At 46.4% G+C, this 16,629-nt stretch carries 17 protein-coding genes; 13 read left to right on the plus strand and 4 right to left on the minus strand.

Going from position 1 to position 16,629, the window contains the following annotated elements:
- Positions 1 to 23: 23 nt before the first annotated feature.
- The 11 genes from atpC (at position 24) to L0M98_RS08920 (ending at position 9,140) form a co-directional block, all read left to right on the plus strand.
- Positions 24 to 257: an ATP synthase F1 subunit epsilon gene (gene atpC / locus L0M98_RS08870; protein WP_227215598.1), complete on the plus strand. Its 234-nt coding sequence runs from the start codon at positions 24 to 26 to the stop codon at positions 255 to 257.
- A 7-nt stretch (positions 258 to 264) separates the two neighbouring features.
- Positions 265 to 1,389, plus strand: coding sequence for a F0F1 ATP synthase subunit A (gene atpB, locus L0M98_RS08875; protein WP_099292983.1), 1,125 nt, complete (start codon positions 265 to 267; stop codon positions 1,387 to 1,389).
- A 40-nt stretch (positions 1,390 to 1,429) separates the two neighbouring features.
- Entirely contained in the window at positions 1,430 to 1,687 is a 258-nt protein-coding gene (atpE, locus tag L0M98_RS08880) for an ATP synthase F0 subunit C (RefSeq protein WP_099292981.1), read from the plus strand.
- 9 nt (positions 1,688 to 1,696) lie between these two features.
- Positions 1,697 to 2,194 carry a F0F1 ATP synthase subunit B gene (gene atpF, locus L0M98_RS08885; protein ID WP_099292979.1) on the plus strand — a complete coding sequence of 166 codons (498 nt, stop codon included), beginning with the start codon at positions 1,697 to 1,699 and terminating at the stop codon, positions 2,192 to 2,194.
- A gap of 11 nt (positions 2,195 to 2,205) precedes the next feature.
- Positions 2,206 to 2,757 (plus strand): ATP synthase F1 subunit delta, encoded by a 552-nt coding sequence (gene atpH, locus L0M98_RS08890; protein WP_099292977.1) that lies wholly within the window; start codon positions 2,206 to 2,208, stop codon positions 2,755 to 2,757.
- A 40-nt stretch (positions 2,758 to 2,797) separates the two neighbouring features.
- Entirely contained in the window at positions 2,798 to 4,375 is a 1,578-nt protein-coding gene (atpA, locus tag L0M98_RS08895) for a F0F1 ATP synthase subunit alpha (RefSeq protein WP_099292975.1), read from the plus strand.
- Positions 4,376 to 4,552: 177 nt separating this feature from the next.
- Positions 4,553 to 5,425: an ATP synthase F1 subunit gamma gene (atpG, locus tag L0M98_RS08900; RefSeq protein ID WP_227215599.1), complete on the plus strand. Its 873-nt coding sequence runs from the start codon at positions 4,553 to 4,555 to the stop codon at positions 5,423 to 5,425.
- A 49-nt stretch (positions 5,426 to 5,474) separates the two neighbouring features.
- Complete coding sequence (locus tag L0M98_RS08905; RefSeq protein WP_227215600.1) at positions 5,475 to 7,340, plus strand: SLC13 family permease; 1,866 nt, start codon at positions 5,475 to 5,477, stop codon at positions 7,338 to 7,340.
- A gap of 82 nt (positions 7,341 to 7,422) precedes the next feature.
- A complete protein-coding gene (locus L0M98_RS08910) occupies positions 7,423 to 8,334 on the plus strand; it encodes a transporter (RefSeq protein ID WP_186975752.1) in 912 nt (303 codons plus the stop codon).
- Positions 8,335 to 8,419: 85 nt separating this feature from the next.
- Positions 8,420 to 8,899 carry a putative signal transducing protein gene (locus L0M98_RS08915; RefSeq protein ID WP_099292967.1) on the plus strand — a complete coding sequence of 160 codons (480 nt, stop codon included), beginning with the start codon at positions 8,420 to 8,422 and terminating at the stop codon, positions 8,897 to 8,899.
- Complete coding sequence (locus tag L0M98_RS08920; protein ID WP_099292965.1) at positions 8,871 to 9,140, plus strand: hypothetical protein; 270 nt, start codon at positions 8,871 to 8,873, stop codon at positions 9,138 to 9,140. Before L0M98_RS08915 ends, L0M98_RS08920 begins: the two co-directional genes overlap by 29 nt.
- Before the next feature lie 11 nt (positions 9,141 to 9,151).
- Here L0M98_RS08920 and L0M98_RS08925 read toward each other — a convergent pair whose 3' ends face one another.
- The 3 genes from L0M98_RS08925 to L0M98_RS08935 all read right to left on the minus strand — a co-directional run bounded on the left by L0M98_RS08925 (position 9,152) and on the right by L0M98_RS08935 (position 11,922).
- Positions 9,152 to 10,090 (minus strand): DMT family transporter, encoded by a 939-nt coding sequence (locus L0M98_RS08925; protein WP_186975751.1) that lies wholly within the window; start codon positions 10,088 to 10,090, stop codon positions 9,152 to 9,154.
- A 101-nt stretch (positions 10,091 to 10,191) separates the two neighbouring features.
- On the minus strand, positions 10,192 to 11,454 hold the full coding sequence (locus L0M98_RS08930; RefSeq protein ID WP_186975750.1) for a sensor histidine kinase: 1,263 nt from the start codon (positions 11,452 to 11,454) through the stop codon (positions 10,192 to 10,194).
- Between the two features lie 201 nt (positions 11,455 to 11,655).
- A complete protein-coding gene (locus L0M98_RS08935) occupies positions 11,656 to 11,922 on the minus strand; it encodes a GNAT family N-acetyltransferase (protein WP_099292959.1) in 267 nt (88 codons plus the stop codon).
- A gap of 193 nt (positions 11,923 to 12,115) precedes the next feature.
- On the opposite strand from L0M98_RS08935, the gene L0M98_RS08940 reads away from it, so the two are divergent.
- Entirely contained in the window at positions 12,116 to 14,380 is a 2,265-nt protein-coding gene (locus L0M98_RS08940) for a cation:proton antiporter domain-containing protein (RefSeq protein WP_099292957.1), read from the plus strand.
- On the opposite strand, the gene L0M98_RS08945 is transcribed toward L0M98_RS08940, so the two are convergent.
- Positions 14,377 to 15,537 carry a DUF6051 family protein gene (locus tag L0M98_RS08945; protein ID WP_227215601.1) on the minus strand — a complete coding sequence of 387 codons (1,161 nt, stop codon included), beginning with the start codon at positions 15,535 to 15,537 and terminating at the stop codon, positions 14,377 to 14,379. The two genes, L0M98_RS08940 and L0M98_RS08945, sit on opposite strands and share 4 nt — an antisense overlap.
- Before the next feature lie 181 nt (positions 15,538 to 15,718).
- Here L0M98_RS08945 and L0M98_RS08950 point away from each other — a divergent pair, with 181 nt between their 5' ends.
- A complete protein-coding gene (locus L0M98_RS08950) occupies positions 15,719 to 16,567 on the plus strand; it encodes a LytR/AlgR family response regulator transcription factor (protein WP_186975748.1) in 849 nt (282 codons plus the stop codon).
- Positions 16,568 to 16,629 lie beyond the last annotated feature (62 nt).

The following is a 16,629-nucleotide window of genomic DNA, read 5'->3' on the forward strand; positions in this document are numbered from 1 at the left end:
TCATAAATCTAAAATTAATCAGGATGGTTTTAAGAATAGTATCTCCGGAAAAAGTGCTTTATAAAGGTGAAGTGCAAATGGTGAAACTACCCGGTACGGTGGGACAGTTCACGGTATTGGAGCATCACGCCCCGTTAGTGTCCACGTTGACAGCGGGAAAGCTGGTTTACCGGGGGGCGAGCGGGGAGAAGGAAATTGATATAAAAGGAGGAGTCGTGGAGGTGCGGGATAACAACGTGGTGGTATGTATAAATTGATAAACGAATGAAAGGTTATGCAAGACATATATTGACGGTATTCTTTTCGCTGACGGTGGCTTTGAACGTGTCCGCGCGGGAGGTTGTTGCCGTGAATGATACACTGACAACGGAAGATGAAATTGTTGCTCGGGTGGATTCGCTGGGGCAGGAAGTCGAGGAAGAAGCGAAAGCGTTTAACCCGAAAGAAACCATTTTCGAGCACCTTGGTGATGAATACGGTTGGAATATCGTGGGGCGTGTGACTCTTCCATTGCCAGTGATTGTTAGGGGAATAGACGGAAGTTGGCACGTGTTCAGTTCCACGCGTCTGGAGAACGGGAAGGAATACGAGGGATTTTATATCGCCCGCGAGGGAACTCACGAGGGGAAGATTGTCGCCACGGACGCGACGGGAAACGTGTATCGTCCGTATGATTTCTCTATCACGAAAAACGCGTTTTCTATCATGATAAGCGCTTTGATTACCATGTTAATCGCCTTTTCGTTGGTGCGTTATTACCGGAAAAACAAATACAAAGCCCCTAGAAAGGGTGTCGGTTCAATCGAGATGGTCGTGGAGATGTTGTACAAAGAGGTTATCGTGAGCGTGTTGGGAAAAGAGGCGAGAAAATACGCGCCTTATCTACTGACATTGTTTTTCTTTATATTCATCTCTAACTTGATGGGATTGGTCGCGTTCTTCCCCGGGGGAGCAAATGTAATGGGAAATATGTCTATCACGCTTGTACTGGCAGTTTGTACCTTTGTCGTGGTGAACGTGTCGGGAACGAAGGAATACTGGAAAGAGATTTTCTGGCCGGATGTACCGTTCGCGTTGAAATGTCCGGTGCCCTTGTTGCCGATAATCGAGATTTTCGGGGTATTCACGAAACCAATCGCTCTTATGATTCGTCTTTTCGCGAATATGCTGGGAGGACACTTGATTGTGCTGGTATTGATTTCGTTGATATTCATGTTCGGCGTGATGGGGCAGGTGGTTGTCGGGGTGACAACGATATTCTCGGTACTGTTTGCGGTGTTTATGAACTTGATACACGTGCTGATCGGATTTATCCAAGCGTACGTGTTTATGTTACTGTCGACGATATTTATCGGGTTAGCGAGAGTGAAGCGATTGAGTGATTTATAATAGAATAATTTGAATCAATAAATCTAAAATAAATAAGGTTATGGAAAGTTTAATTTTATTGGAAGCCGCGGTAGCCGGAATGAGTCTGGCAAAGATAGGTGCTTGTGTTGGTGCGGGTATAGCCGCTATTGGTGCCGGTATCGGTATTGGTAAGATTGGTTCTTCTGCTATGGACGCTATTGCCCGTCAGCCGGAAGAAACGAATAACATCAGAACGAATATGATTGTGATTGCCGCGTTGATAGAGGGTGTTGCCCTTTTCGCGATTATCGTTTGTTTATTAGCATTGTTTGTATAAAAAGAAGCTATGTCATTGTTTACACCGGAATTCGGATTAGTGTTTTGGATGCTGGTTGTCTTCTTGATTCTTTTCGGCATCTTGGCAAAATACGCTTGGCCTGCCATTGTCCGTATGTTGGACGAGCGGGCGGACTTTATCGATAAAGGCGTGGTTTATGCTCAAGAAGCGAAGGAAGACCGGGAGAAGGCACAGGCAGATGTCAAGACGTTGCTGGCGGAAGCGCACAAGCAACAATTGGACGTGCTGCAGCAGACGGAACGACTGAAACGGGAGATGATAGCGGATGCACGCAAGGCAGCGGAGAACGAGGCGCAACGGGTGAGAGAAGCTGCCAACTTATCAATAGAGCAGGCGAAAAGAGAAGCGGAACGGCAATTACGGGTACAAGTGGCATCTTTGTCTTTGCAGATAGCAGAGAAGGTGATGCGGAAAGATCTGTCTTCCGATAAGGCTCAAATGGAGATTATCGGTAAGCTGTTGGACGAGCTTGAAAATAAAGAGTAAAGGAGGAAGGTATGGACGAAGGATTGATTGCTCGTAGATACGCGAAGGCTCTGCTTCGATACTCGCAAGAACTGGGTGCTGCCGATTTGGTTTACGAGAAGATGAAATTATTCGAGATAAACTATATCGCTCACCCCGATTTGCAAAAGGCTTTGTTGAATCCGTTGTTGTCACCCGGGGATAAGGAGATGCTTCTTTCCACGGCTATCGGAATCGAGCCGGGAGAAGCGTATATCAAGGGGATTCGTTTGTTGATAAAGAATCACCGGGAGATGTATGTAAGACAAATCTGTCTGATGTTCCAAAAACTCTACCGGGAGGCTTACGGTATCATCCGGGTGAAGATTACCACCGCGGTGGAATTGTCGAAGGAGGCTCTGGAACAAATAGAGGATTACGTGAAACGTCGCTATGCCTCGAAAAAGATAGAATTTGTCCATAAAGTTGATTCGACGATTATCGGTGGTTTCGTGTTACAGATCGGTACGGAGCAATTAGATGCCTCGTTGATGAAGGAACTGAAGGAGATAGGAGTAGGGTTAGGACTGGAAGAGAATTATTGATTCAATGATTGATGATTCAGTGATTAAAAAGAAATGAAGTATGTTGAAAGCGAATGAAATATCGGATATATTAGAGATGCAGCTCAAGGAGGTGGATACTCGAATGGTTTTTGAAGAAGTGGGTAGAGTGATGGAAGTAGGTGACGGGGTTGCCCATGTCTTCGGGTTGGATAATGTTCGGGCAAACGAGTTGCTCGAATTTGAGAACGGGGTTCGGGGAGTCGCTATGAACTTGGAGGAGGACAACGTGGGTGTGATTCTGATGAATGCCGGCGACCGCGTGAAAGAGAATTACACGGTGAAGCGTACCGGGAACATCGCTTCCATCAAGGTGGGAGAAGGTTTGCTCGGGCGGGTGATTAATACTTTGGGTGATCCGATCGACGGGGTTGGTGCGATTCAGGGTGATTTAATGCAGTTGCCGTTGGAACGTAAGGCTCCGGGTGTAATCTATCGTCAACCGGTGAAAGAACCTTTGCAGACAGGTATCAAGGCTATCGACTCTATGGTGCCTATCGGACGCGGGCAGCGGGAGCTGATTATCGGTGATCGACAGACGGGGAAGACCTCTATCGCGGTGGATACGATATTGAACCAAAAAAGGTATTTTGACAAAGGTGATCCGGTTTATTGTATTTACGTGGCTATCGGGCAGAAAGCATCCTCTGTGGCTATGCTCGTGAACACATTGCAGGAGCGGGGTGCCATGGAATACACGGTCGTGGTGGCGGCAAACGCCTCTGATTCGGCAGCCATGCGGTATTACGCGCCGTTTGCCGGAGCAACCATTGGCGAGTATTTCCGGGATAGCGGACGTAATGCACTTGTGATATATGACGACCTTTCCAAGCAGGCGGTAGCTTACCGGGAGATATCTTTGATTTTGCGTCGTCCGTCAGGTCGTGAGGCTTACCCGGGTGATATTTTCTACCTGCATTCCCGTTTGTTGGAAAGAGCCGCGCGTATTATTTCCAGCGATGAGATGGCACTGACGATGAATGATCTGCCGGAAAACTTGAAACCGATGGTGAAAGGGGGCGGTTCGTTGACAGCCTTACCGATTATCGAGACACAGGCAGGCGACGTATCGGCATATATTCCCACGAACGTGATCTCTATCACGGACGGTCAGATATTTCTTGAAGCCAGTTTGTTTAACGAGGGTATGCGTCCGGCAATTAACGTGGGTATTTCGGTATCCCGTGTAGGTGGTAACGCCCAGTTAAAGGCCATGAAAAAGATTGCCGGAACGCTGAAGATCGATCAGGCACAATACCGGGAACTGGAATCGTTCTCCAAATTCGGCGGTGATATGGATTCCGTGACGGAAATGGTGATAGACAAAGGGCGTAAGAACGCACAATTGTTGATACAACCCCAACATTCCCCGATGCCCGTGGAGGAAGAAATTGCTGTCATATATTGCGGTACCCAAGGATTGTTACGGAACGTGGCAATAAAACATATTGCCGAATTTGAAAAAATGTTTTTAGAAATCTTGCGTTCCAGATACCAAAAGGAGATTCTTGAACCGTTGAGTAAGGGTATGCTGGATGAAAATATTTCCAAGCTACTGGAAGAAGTTGCCGGGGATGTGGCACAAACGTTTAATGATTAGAGTTCATAAAGTTTGTAAAGTTCATAAAGTTTATAAAGTAACGGGTGTCCTTCGGACAAGGTTTAATGGCAGCGTGAACTGTCGTAAACAAAGCCCGCGGGTTCCAAAATCTTATGAACTTTACAACCTTACAAACCTTATGAACTTTATAAACCTTATAAACTTTATAAACTGACTATGGCATCTACACGTGAATTGAAAGGAAGGATTAGTTCGGTACACTCTTCTCAGAAGATTACCGGGGCGATGAAGATGATTTCATCGGCAAGGTTGAGAAAGTCCGAAAATGCGTTGAATAACGCCCGACCTTACATGGAACAGTTACAGAATATATTGGATCATATTGCGGCGCAGACATGTTACTATCAGTCCCCGTTAAGCCAAGAGAGAACGGTGCAACGGGTGGCTGTTGTCATTTTTGCCGCTAACGAGGGATTATGCGGGGCTTTTAACCTGACACAGTACAAGAAGTTGTTGGAAACCCTGAACGAGTATAGTACTCAAGTGAAATCGCCGATACAGGTGTATCCCATAGGTAGAAAGATCGTGAACGAGGTGAAGCGGACGGCAGGGGTGGAAACGATGGAAATACCCGAGTTCTTCGAGGCGAAACAGTATGCTGACGGGTGTACGGCCTTGGCGGACGAGTTGATCCGACGTTTTATGGCAAAAGAAATTGATAGGGTAGACGTGATATACTCTCATTACAAGAGTATGGGCACGCAGATCGTCACCCGCGTGCAGTTACTCCCGTGGGTGCCGCGGGAAACAAATGTTCTCTCCGGAAAGGAACAGAACACAGTTTATATCTACGAGCCTAATTGTGAAGAGATTCTGGAAACGGTGTACCCTTTGGTAATTCATTCCATCATGTATCGCTATTTGTTGGAAAACCAAACTTCGGAACAGGCATCCCGGATACTCTCCATGCAAATGGCAAATGATAACGCTATCAAGCTGTTGAAAGGTCTACAACTGGAATATAATAAACTCCGGCAACAGAACATCACGGCAGAATTAATGGACATAGTGGGAGGCTCGCTAGAGTAATTTTAAATATTAATATTAAAGAAACATAATGATACAAACTTGATAAAACATGACTGTAACCCTGATTATTTTAGCTTTATCCGCGTTCTTTTTTGTAAATGGTAAGATAAGATCTGATGTCGTTGCGCTTTGTGCTTTAGTTCTTTTGATTCTGTTCAATATATTGACACCGGAAGAGGCTCTTTCCGGTTTCTCCAATTCAATCGTGATCATGATGATCGGGTTATTTGTCGTCGGGGGTGCGATATTTCAGACCGGATTGGCTAAGATGATCAGTAGTAAGATATTGAAACTCGCGGGGGATAGCGAGTTAAAACTTTTTATCCTCATTATGCTGGTGACTGCCGCTATCGGTGCTTTCGTGAGTAATACCGGAACCGTGGCGCTCATGCTTCCTATCGTCGTGAGTATGGCGGTAAGTGCCAAAGTGAGTCCCAGTCGTTATTTGATGCCGTTGGCGTTTGCCAGTAGCATGGGAGGTATGGCAACCTTGATTGGTACACCGTCGAACTTGGTGATTCAAAACGCCTTATTAGGAGCCGGATACGAGGGGTTATCCTTTTTCTCTTTTACCCCCGTGGGTATTATTTGCGTATTCGTGGGTATTATCGTGTTGATTCCGTTAAGTAAGATATTTCTTGTAAAGAAAGATGAGAAAAAGATAGAGAAAAAAGCGAGAAATAAATCGGTTAAAGATTTAGCTTACGAGTATCAGATCGCGCAAAACCTGTTTCGGGTAGGGGTGAAGAAAAACTCTTTGTTTTGTGGCAAGACGTTGGTCGAATTGAATATCACGGGAAAATATAACTTGACTATTCTGGAAATACGGCGAGAATCCAACACGCAAAATCCTTTCATGAAAACCATAGACCAGAGATTGGCGGGTCCGGATACGGCGTTGCAGGAGGGGGATGTCCTCTATGTGCTGGGACAATTCGCGCAAGTGGAAGTATTGGTCGGGGAGAATTATTTGGATTTGTTGGATACGCATACCGCCGAAGTTTCCGATAAACATGTCAAACAAGATGTGAACTTCGGGGAGATGGGGATTGCCGAGGTGTTATTGATGCCGAATTCGCAGTTGATAAACCGGGCTGTCAAAGATTCCGGTTTCCGGGAGAAATACCGTGTTAATGTCTTGGGTATCCAACGGGGCGGGAAATACATATTACAGGATTTGAAAGACGAGAAAATGCACTCCGGTGATGCCTTGCTGGTTCAAGGTACGTGGCAGGATATCGCTCGTTTGAACGAGATGCAGTCCGAGTGGGTGGTGGTCGGTCAGCCGCTGGCAGAAGCTGCCAAGGTTACGCTGGATCACAAAGCACCTGTGGCGGCGGCAATCATGCTTCTGATGATTGTGGCTATGGTTTTCGATTCTATCCCGATTCCACCCGTGGCGGCGGTAATCGTGGCAGCCTTGTTAATGGTATTGACCGGATGTCTTCGTAACGTGGAGGATGCCTATAAAACGATAAACTGGGAAAGTATCGTGTTGATAGCAGCTATGTTGCCCATGTCGCTTGCCTTGGAGAAGACGGGGGCTTCGTCCGTGATTTCTTCCGGATTAGTGAATTCTTTAGGTGGTTTCGGTCCTGTTATCCTTTTGGCGGGTATTTATTTCACCACATCATTGTTGACCATGTTTATCAGTAACACGGCAACGGCAGTGCTTTTAGCCCCTATTGCCATGCAGGCAGCCATAAACACGGGGGTGAGCCCTTATCCGTTCCTCTTTGCCGTCACGGTTGCCGCGAGCATGTGTTTTGCTTCCCCGTTCTCCACGCCGCCTAATGCTTTGGTGATGTCTGCCGGGAAATACACGTTTATGGATTACGTGAAAGTGGGATTACCGCTTCAGATTATCATGGGAATCGTCATGATATTCATATTGCCTTTGTTATTTCCATTTTAGTGTGAAAGGGGTAGAAATTTATGATTTTTTGATTGATAATTGCTAAATTCATTGTTCCTTTGCAGGGTAAAAACCGATAGACGTGCTGGAACGATTAAGATCATGGATGTTGCCGTTGGCTATGTTGGGTGGGGGTATATTTTACTCCTTCTTTAATTTGTTTGCTTTTCTGACACCTTATTTGATTTCCGTGATGTTGCTGATCACCTGTTGTCGCTTGTCGATACGGGAGATGCGGTTTACTCGCTTGCATGCATGGATGTTGATGGTACAAGTTTTCGGCAGCGTGATCGTGTATGGTGTCCTATGCTATTTCGATCGGGTGTTGGCGGAGGCGATGATGATATGCGTGTTGGCTCCCACGGCGGTTGCGGCGGCGGTGATCACGGGGATGCTTGGTGGAAGCGTGCCTTGTCTGGCAACCTACACGCTGGCAAGCAATCTTTGCGTGGCAATCGTGGCTCCGGTCATGTTCTCGTTGGTTGGGGTGCGGGACGGGGTGTCGTTCGGTCAGTCGGTTTGGTATATTTGCACTCAGGTGGGACCTTTGTTGCTTTTACCTCTTGCCGGGGCTTGGGTGTTGGAGTATTTTGTTCCTTCCGTGCACAAAATATTGCGTGCCCGCCAGAGTATTTCGTTTTACCTGTGGAGTTTGAGTCTGACGATCGTGACGGGGAGAACGGTGTTTTTTATCATGCAGCAGGATAGTAAGGACTACGGGGCGGAGATTCTGATGGCTATCGCTGCTCTGGTGCTTTGCATCGCACAATTCGCTCTCGGGCGTCGGATCGGGAAAAAATATGGTGAAACGATCGCGGGGGGACAAGGACTCGGGCAAAAAAACACGATTCTCGCTATCTGGATGGCACAGGTGTACCTGTCGCCTCTCTCTTCCATAGGTCCGGCGGCGTATGTTCTGTGGCAAAATAGTATTAATGCTTTTCAGTTATATCGTAAGAGAAATACAGCGGGTGGCGTGAAAGACGAACGATGATAATTCGTGAAAGGTTTGGAATTCTCCTAAAATTATAATAAATTGCAATCATAATATCGCGAATCAGCGATAAATACATGATATCATGAATAATTGGACTATAATAAAGACTTTCGTTTATCCACAAGATGCTTATATGGCAAAGGCATACCTAGAGTCGGCAGGAGTAGATACATTATTGCAGGACGAGCTGACAGCTCAAGTAAATAATTTCTATTCTAACGCGATTGGTGGTGTGAAGTTGTGGGTGCGGGACGAACATTTGTCGGAAGGGGTGAAGTTGTTGCAAGAGGGGGGATATATTACTTCGGTCGATTTGGTGCAAGAAGATGAGGTATGGATTGTTGAAGCGGATAAAACTACGGATAGGACGTGTTGTCCCTTTTGTGGCTCTTCTAATATTGGTGTAAAGAAATCTCCCGACGTGATCATGATTGTGATATACTTCTTGTTGTCGGCGTTGTTCCCGATATTCAAGTCGGTGAATAAATGCTTTGATTGTGATAAGGTGTGGAAATTTAAAAAGAAAAGAAATCATGGAAGAAGTGGAAATCCCGGAAATTGACAGAGAAGGTTTGGAAGAAGAAGCAAAGGCTATATTCCCGAACGAGGAAAAAAGAAAATTGTACGTGGATATCTTGGTGAAGAGTGTGGAGGAAGCCAAGGCATTAACTAATCTTGTGTCCTTGATGGTAGAGTACCCGGAGATCGTGACTAACGCTGACTCCCGACGGAAAATGCACGAGGCGCTTGAGGCGCATCGCGAGAAAATGGGCGAACTTGAAAAGAAGGTGAAGAAATTGTGACATTTAGAGTTTTAACTTTGAACTCTAAGCTCTTTTACTTGCTTCTTCGTTTTCTTGTTAATAAGAATAAATCCAATGACGATCAGTACGAGGGCGATCGGGTCGTGCCAAGAGAATTTCTGTAAGCCGATGGCGATAGAAACGATAGCCCCCGTGATAGGGAGTAAATATATATACGCGCTTTCCACGAATGGGGTAATGTATACCAAGGCTTTCAGGCTCAGGAAGTAAGCGAGCATCGTGGAGAACACGAGCGTGAATCCCAGTTCCAACCAGATGTGTGTCGGTGCGACGGACGTGAATATCGGTGCGTTCAAGACTTGATGAATACCGAACGGAAACGTGATAATCATGGCGGCCAGACTCATCCACCGCATAACGATGACGGAATTGAACTTTTGTGTATAAGGTTTTATTAAAATCAGGTACAAGGCGTTAAACACGGAAGATACGAAGATAAGAACGTCACCCGTGACCGAATCCTTGACCGCTCCGGCATGGGGAGTTATGGATACATACACCGTCCCGGCAAGGCCGAGTATGATACCGATTGCCTTATACCAGTTAAAAGAGGCATGTAACAGAAGCACGGCAAGACCGATCACGATGATCGGCTGGGTGGTACGGATCACGAAAGCATCCACTGGACCGGTCATGTTCAATCCGTTGATATAAAGTAATAAATTCCCACCGATGCCGAGTACACCCCCGAGCATCATCATTAGAATGTCTTTTTTTGTCGGTTTCGCTTGTCCTTTTGTCGGAAGAAACAACGAGATCAGCCAGAATCCCGCGGCCATCATGGTACAGCGGAGTAACACGAGCCCGTGGGGTCCTATCCACGAGGGCATAAGGATCTTCATGAAGTTCGTGTTGAAACTGTATATGATGATTGTAGACAAGACCATAAGATGCCCTATGATCTCTTTGGGCTTACCGGTTGTTTCCATTCTTTTCTATTTTCCGTGATAAACGGAAACCGGAAGAAGAAAGTTACAGAGTAAGGTCCATAAAGTCCATGGAGCCCTGCGGACTTTATGGACTTTACGGACTACTTGCACAAGTCAAGAGCTGCGTCTCCGGCGGGAATCGGGTCCCGTTTGATAGAAAAGTGGAAACGTGTTCCCCGTCCCTCGGATGAGGTGAACTGTATCGTTCCGCCCATAGCCTCGATGTATGCTTTGCAGATTGATAATCCAAGTCCCGTACCTTCCGTGAAGGTGTTCGCCTTGTAGAACCTCTCGAAAAGATTGGCATGAATCTTCGAGGGCATCCCTTTTCCGGTATCCTCTACCACGAAGTTGATCGTGTTTTGCTCCTTGTTCAGGGAATAACTCAGGCGGATGTGTCCCTTGTTCGTGAACTTCTGGGCATTCGATAAAAGGTTTACGATCACTTGGTACAACTTCTGCTGGTCAGTGTAGACGAGCAGGTCCGGGGTGTCGCCTTCCAAATATAACTCCACGTTCGGGTGCGTGTTGTTCATGCGCATTAATAGAATATCTTGACAAAACTCGTGCAGGCAGAACGTGGTCATTTGAAGCTCTATCTTGTGCGCGTCGATTCTTGCCAGTCGCAACACGTCGTTTGCCATATGCGACAACTGGTCGGAATGTTCATAGATAAGATTCATGTACTCGTTGCGCTGGTTCTCGGTCAGCGTCTTGTCGGTGCTGACCAGATTTGCCCAACCCAATATACAATTCAACTGATCGTTGATATCGTTACCCAGTTTTTCCAGAAACGAGAATTTCGATTTCTCTATACGTCCCGTCTTGTCCAGTGCGTCCTGCAATCTGATCTGGGCTTGTTTCAGTTCCGTGATATCATGAATGGTGATCAACATTTCCGGGCGACAGTTCATATCCATGTACGATCCTGACACGGAGACATTGCACTTTATTGACTTCTTCTCCGATACGCGCAGGCTGACAACGGCTTCTAAATTCGAGAAGTCCTTCCTCATGCGGAATGCTTCCGTGATCGCTTGCCGGATGGGGCAGGTCTGACAAAGTTCCCCGTTCCCGCATCCTTTCTCGAAAGAGTTGACACACTGGAGTAATTCACCTACTCTTTTTTTCCGGTTATCGTCCCGTGTATCAGTCACGGTGTAATAATTTGTTTTCTCCACGATAAAATCCTTGTCGATAACTAGGATATACGCTTTAATATGTTGCAGGATAAAATCAAATAACGCTCCCGATGCCTCGATCTCTTGCCCTCTTTTACTGCTCATCGTCCTTGCTCTCATGTACAAGCAGAAGAGTAATAAAATAACGCCGCTTAATATTGTAATGATAATACAACTATTCATACTACACGCTTCTAAATTCACCACAAAGTTTGTTATAATTTACCGATGTTCCAAAGTATAGATTTAAAATTTCTATCTTTTTAAGAAAATCGTTTCCGCGAAACAGTCCCTTGGTAGCTTGATTTTCGAATTGGCATATTGATAATCACCTTGATCCTGTATAGAAACCAAGCCGGGATAAGTATTGTTACTAGACGAATTTTAGAGCAAATCCTCGTATTCCTTGTGTCGTGCCACGTAAGCGCGAGCGAAAGGACACGTGATAATTACTTTCAACTTCTTTTCTCTGGCATAATCCAGCGCCTGCTTTACCAGCGCCGAGCCGTAACCTTTGCTTTGCAAGGGCTTCGGGACGAATGTATGTACTATGTTGATTCCCCCGTCAAAGGGTTTGTATTCCACAACGGCCGTTTTGCCGTTATCTTGAATTTCGAACAGATGCATCTGTTCATTGTGCTTGATTTCCATATCCGAGTGTTTTGAGTTTATATCTATTGGAGTATACGATATACTTTCCAACACAGTTTCAGTTTTATTAAAAAATAACGAATACCTTCATTTTCAATTCTCCATTATTTTGAAACGTCTTTTCCTCTTTCATCGTATTAATTTTATGAATATATTTGTATTCTTCATCAATTTAACCATTAAATAGTAAATAATGTCTCATTTACCGACTTTGATAACCGACCTCGCGCTCATTCTTGTATCGGCGGGGATTATTACCCTTTTGTTTAAATGGCTCAAACAACCCCTTGTGTTGGGGTATATCGTGGCGGGACTTCTCGCGGGCCCTTACGTGCATGTTTTTCCCACGGTGGGGGATATCGAGAATATTAATATCTGGGCGGAAATCGGGGTAGTATTCCTGCTTTTCGCGCTAGGACTGGAGTTTAGTTTCAAGAAGTTGGTGAACGTGGGTTCGACAGCGTTTATCACGGCGATCACGGAGGTGGTCACGATGCTGATTATCGGTTATCTCGTGGGCTATATGCTGGGGTGGTCAACGATGAACAGCATTTTCCTCGGGGGGATGTTATCTATGTCTTCCACGACGATTATCATCAAGGCATTTGACGATCTGGGTTTACGTAGCCAGCGATTCACGGGGATTGTGTTCGGGACGCTCGTCGTCGAAGATCTGGTGGCAATATTGATGATGGTGTTGCTTTCCACCATGGCGGTCAGCCAGCAATTCGCGGGAGAGGAACTCATCATGAGCGTCTTTAAAGTAATCTTCTTCCTTGTCCTCTGGTTCCTGATCGGGATATTTATCATTCCTTTGATATTGAAAAAAGTCAAGAAGTTGATGAACGACGAGACATTATTGGTCGTCGCTCTCGGTCTGTGCCTCGGTATGGTGGTGCTGGCAACGGAAACGGGATTCTCTGCCGCTCTCGGGGCTTTTATCATGGGTTCCATACTGGCGGAAACGGTGGAGGCGGAGCGTATCGAGCATATTATCAAACCGGTGAAAGACTTGTTCGGGGCTATCTTTTTCGTTTCCGTGGGAATGTTGGTCGATCCGGCGATACTCGTGGAATACGCGTGGCCGGTAGCGATCATCACGCTGGTGACCATTGTCGGTAAAGCTTGCTTCTCGACGTTCGGCGTCCTCTTGTCGGGACAAACGCTGAAGACTTCCGTTAAATCCGGGTTCAGCCTTGCGCAGATCGGGGAATTTGCCTTTATCATCGCCTCGTTGGGCGTGTCGCTGAAAGTTCTCGATGATTACGTTTACCCGATCATTGTTGCCGTTTCCGTGATCACGACTTTCACGACGCCTTATTTTATCCGGCTCGCGGATCCTTTTGCTGACTGGTTGTACCGGGTGTTGCCCGATCGTACCTGCAACTTCCTCGATCGCTATTCTTCCGGCGCGAAGACAATCAATCACGAGAGCGATTGGAAAAAACTGTTGAAAAGCTTTCTTGGGCGCCTCTCGATATTCAGTATATTACTGACCGCTGTCTTCTTGCTCTCTACACACGGGATATACCCGTTGATGACAGATCAATTCCCCGACTCGCCCGTGCTCGACAACGTGGTTACCGTCGTGTTGACACTGGTACTGATGGCGCCGTTTCTTATCGCGCTCGTGTCAAACAAGTACAATTCGCGCGAATTATTCATGAGTCTTTGGAATGATAGTAAATACAACCGGGGACGGCTGGTGTCGATGGTGCTTTTCCGGGTATTCGTGGCGACGTTTTTCGTGTCACTCGTGTTGATCAGGTATTTCCATATCCAGTACGGTATCGTGATTATCATTGCCCTTGGGATACTGGCGTTATTCCTTGTTTTTCGGCGTGACTTGAATCAGTATGCCAGATTGGAGAAACGTTTTCTGTTGAATCTGAACCAGCGGGAGGAAGCGGCTCGCCGTCGTAATCCCCTACGTGCAAGTTTCAAGCGGAAATTGAGTGACAAAGATATTCACCTCACTGCTATTACCGTGTCGCCCAATTCCCCCTATGCCGGACTTTCCCTCGGGGAAATCTCTTTCCGAAAGACTTTCGGTGTCAGCGTGGTGGAAATTATTCGGGGCGACCACAAGATCAATATCCCCGATAACACGGAACGTGTTTACCCGCAAGATCGCCTCGTTGTCGTGGGAAGCGACGAGCAAATCCAACGTTTTTCCGCGGAGGTGGAACGAATGCAGGAGGAAAACCGTGACGGTATTCACGAGGAAGAGGTCACCTTGCAATCCTTCACCGTGGAACCCGATTTTCCTTTTCTTGAGCAGACTCTGGCGGAATCACACGTCGGCAATCGCTACAACTGCGTGATCGTGGGAGTCGAACGGGACGATAATGCCATCATGAACCCGAACGGTCACACGATCTTCAAGGAAGGTGATCTCGTGTGGGTTGTCGGCGAACGCGACAATATCCGGGATATGATAGCGGGGAAAGAGAGTTAAAGGAAGTTCGCCGCTCGACTGAAAACTCCTTCAAAGGCTTGGTGCAACATTTCCGGCGTGGCTCCCGTGTTTGTCGGGAAGGGGTTCTGGTGCGAGTACTCGTAGGGGAAATCCAGTTGTTCCAGAATCTTTCCGGCGTTTTTCGCACCGAGGGCTTCCACTACACCCCGCGTAGGCATAACGGTATCTTTCGCGAGGCTGATAATCCGGATACGGTTTTGAGCCTGTTCAAAGAATGATTCCCGGTAATCCTGCATGATTTCGGGGCGAATCATGGCTTTGAACGCTTTTTCCATGAAATCTTCCTCGTAAAGCACGGGTAACATACGGTGTGCTTCGCCCGGTACGAGAAAATCATTCATAAAATAATCTTTCACCTTTCTGTATGCTTCCCGATCCATGATATCCCGTGCGCTTCCGTCCATTCGGCTGAATATCGAACCGCCGCAAAACAGGAACAGGCGGCAGTCGTCCAGCAGTCGGTCGGGATTGGCTAACATCAGTATTTGCGAGAGGAAAGCACCGATCGAGTAAGCAAAAATGTTTACCGGGGTATCCCGCTTGAACAGGGGGTGCTGTCCCGTCTTGATCTCCGTGAGCAATTGCCATAGGTTGAACATGGATTCCTTACCCGAGATAAAGAAACGGAGCGGGGCATCCGACAGGCGGTAACTCAGTGCGACGTTCACGAACGTAGAGTTGTCGAGATGTTCCACTTCTTGCTTCCGTCGTGTTACCCACGACATCAGTGCCCGCGGGTTATACCATGTGCCCGGCGTGCGGTTCATGTGAAAAGCGATAGGGAAAAGAATGACGGCTTTACCCGTGGCGAGTGCAAGGTATTCCGCCCACGTCAGGTACTTGTCCCAGTTCCGTTCGTTCAGCCCGTGCAGCAGCAGGATGGCTTTGTCAATTTTCTTTGTCCCGCGAGGGGTGAAGACTGTGTACGAGAAACTTTTATTCTCTTGGATGTTATTGTCCGGAACGGGACAAAATTCACAGGGGGGTATCAATTGCTGGAATTGCTCGATCTCCTTCATCCCGGTGTTCTGGATGAAATGATACGGGCGTATTTCCAACGGTCTGTCGTCTATTTCTACCTTTTTATCGTAAGAGAAAATAGCTTTTAATTGTTTGGTTCTGGTGATGATTTCCATGGTGTTGTGTTTATAGCTTAATGCAAAAAAACGACACAATTCCGGGTTTTCAAAATCAAAGGTATGTACCCCGGGGGAAAGGGACGAAAAACGATATTCAGGGATAAAATTCAGGTATGAGGGGTAAATTTTATGACGGGAAAAGTGTATCTTTGTTTGAAATTTACAAAAAAAGAGAGAGATGAATGCGTTGACACGTAAAATACCCACGTTTCATTACGAGAAATCGAACTTGCTACGTTTAGTGTTATTCACGGCTGTATTTGACTTGATTTTTATCAATCTCTATAAGCCGTTTAGTTCCCTGACGTGGTATCCCGTGTCGGAGTTCAAGTTTTTCCTTTTCTCCAGTCTTGTCATTCTCACGGGGGTACTGGTGGTCGCGGTGAGTCGTCTTATCATGTATTATTACACGAAACGTCATGCGCTCAATTACCTGCAATATGCCGGTTGGATTGCAGCCGAGGTCTTTTTCATGTCGCTTTTTTATACTACCTATTCCATGTATCTGCGACCGGAGCGCGAGGTGATGGAAATATTCGCGGAATCGACCGAGAACACTTTTCTTGTTTTGCTTTTGCCTTACGCCATGTTGATGCTTTATTTCTCGTGGCGGGACAAGGTACAAAAGTTGCGGATGATAGAGAATGATAAAAACGACATGGGAGGAACTTCCGCGGTGATCTCGTTTCTTGATGCGAACGGAGAGTTGCGTTTGTCCGTGAAACGCGGAAATTTATTGTATATCGAGTCTGCGGATAATTACGTGCGTGTCTGGTATTTGAACAAGGGTGTTGTCACGAGTTTCATGCTACGGAACACGTTGAAAGCCATGGAAGAAACCTTCGAGGGAACGAATATCCTGCGTTGCCATCGTTCTTACATGGTCAATTTCGAGCAGGTGAAAGTGATTCGCAGGGAGAAAGACGGTATTTATCTGGAATTTGGCGTCGAGAAAGTACCCGATATCCCGATTTCTAAAACGTATAGCGAGAAAGTGACACATTGGTTCATGTGTTATTCATCATAATTCGTTGGAAAGTCGTATCTTTGTAGAGGAGAAGTTAAGATTATGACACCTAAGGGGAGAAA

The sequence above is a fragment of the Butyricimonas sp. DFI.6.44 genome, assembly GCF_022132345.1.
In the GTDB taxonomy this organism is placed as follows: domain Bacteria; phylum Bacteroidota; class Bacteroidia; order Bacteroidales; family Marinifilaceae; genus Butyricimonas; species Butyricimonas muris.

Excerpts from the sequence above, each read along its gene's own strand:
- atpC (WP_227215598.1), top strand. The coding sequence starts at position 24 with ATGGTTTTAAGAATAGTATCTCCGGAAAAAGTGCTTTATAAAGGTGAA.
- atpB (WP_099292983.1), top strand. The coding sequence starts at position 265 with ATGAAAGGTTATGCAAGACATATATTGACGGTATTCTTTTCGCTGACG.
- atpE (WP_099292981.1), top strand. The coding sequence starts at position 1,430 with ATGGAAAGTTTAATTTTATTGGAAGCCGCGGTAGCCGGAATGAGTCTG.
- atpF (WP_099292979.1), top strand. The coding sequence starts at position 1,697 with ATGTCATTGTTTACACCGGAATTCGGATTAGTGTTTTGGATGCTGGTT.
- atpH (WP_099292977.1), top strand. The coding sequence starts at position 2,206 with ATGGACGAAGGATTGATTGCTCGTAGATACGCGAAGGCTCTGCTTCGA.
- atpA (WP_099292975.1), top strand. The coding sequence starts at position 2,798 with ATGTTGAAAGCGAATGAAATATCGGATATATTAGAGATGCAGCTCAAG.
- atpG (WP_227215599.1), top strand. The coding sequence starts at position 4,553 with ATGGCATCTACACGTGAATTGAAAGGAAGGATTAGTTCGGTACACTCT.
- L0M98_RS08905 (WP_227215600.1), top strand. The coding sequence starts at position 5,475 with ATGACTGTAACCCTGATTATTTTAGCTTTATCCGCGTTCTTTTTTGTA.
- L0M98_RS08915 (WP_099292967.1), top strand. The coding sequence starts at position 8,420 with ATGAATAATTGGACTATAATAAAGACTTTCGTTTATCCACAAGATGCT.
- L0M98_RS08920 (WP_099292965.1), top strand. The coding sequence starts at position 8,871 with ATGGAAGAAGTGGAAATCCCGGAAATTGACAGAGAAGGTTTGGAAGAA.
- L0M98_RS08925 (WP_186975751.1), bottom strand. The coding sequence starts at position 10,090 with ATGGAAACAACCGGTAAGCCCAAAGAGATCATAGGGCATCTTATGGTC.
- L0M98_RS08930 (WP_186975750.1), bottom strand. The coding sequence starts at position 11,454 with ATGAATAGTTGTATTATCATTACAATATTAAGCGGCGTTATTTTATTA.
- L0M98_RS08935 (WP_099292959.1), bottom strand. The coding sequence starts at position 11,922 with ATGGAAATCAAGCACAATGAACAGATGCATCTGTTCGAAATTCAAGAT.
- L0M98_RS08940 (WP_099292957.1), top strand. The coding sequence starts at position 12,116 with ATGTCTCATTTACCGACTTTGATAACCGACCTCGCGCTCATTCTTGTA.
- L0M98_RS08945 (WP_227215601.1), bottom strand. The coding sequence starts at position 15,537 with ATGGAAATCATCACCAGAACCAAACAATTAAAAGCTATTTTCTCTTAC.
- L0M98_RS08950 (WP_186975748.1), top strand. The coding sequence starts at position 15,719 with ATGAATGCGTTGACACGTAAAATACCCACGTTTCATTACGAGAAATCG.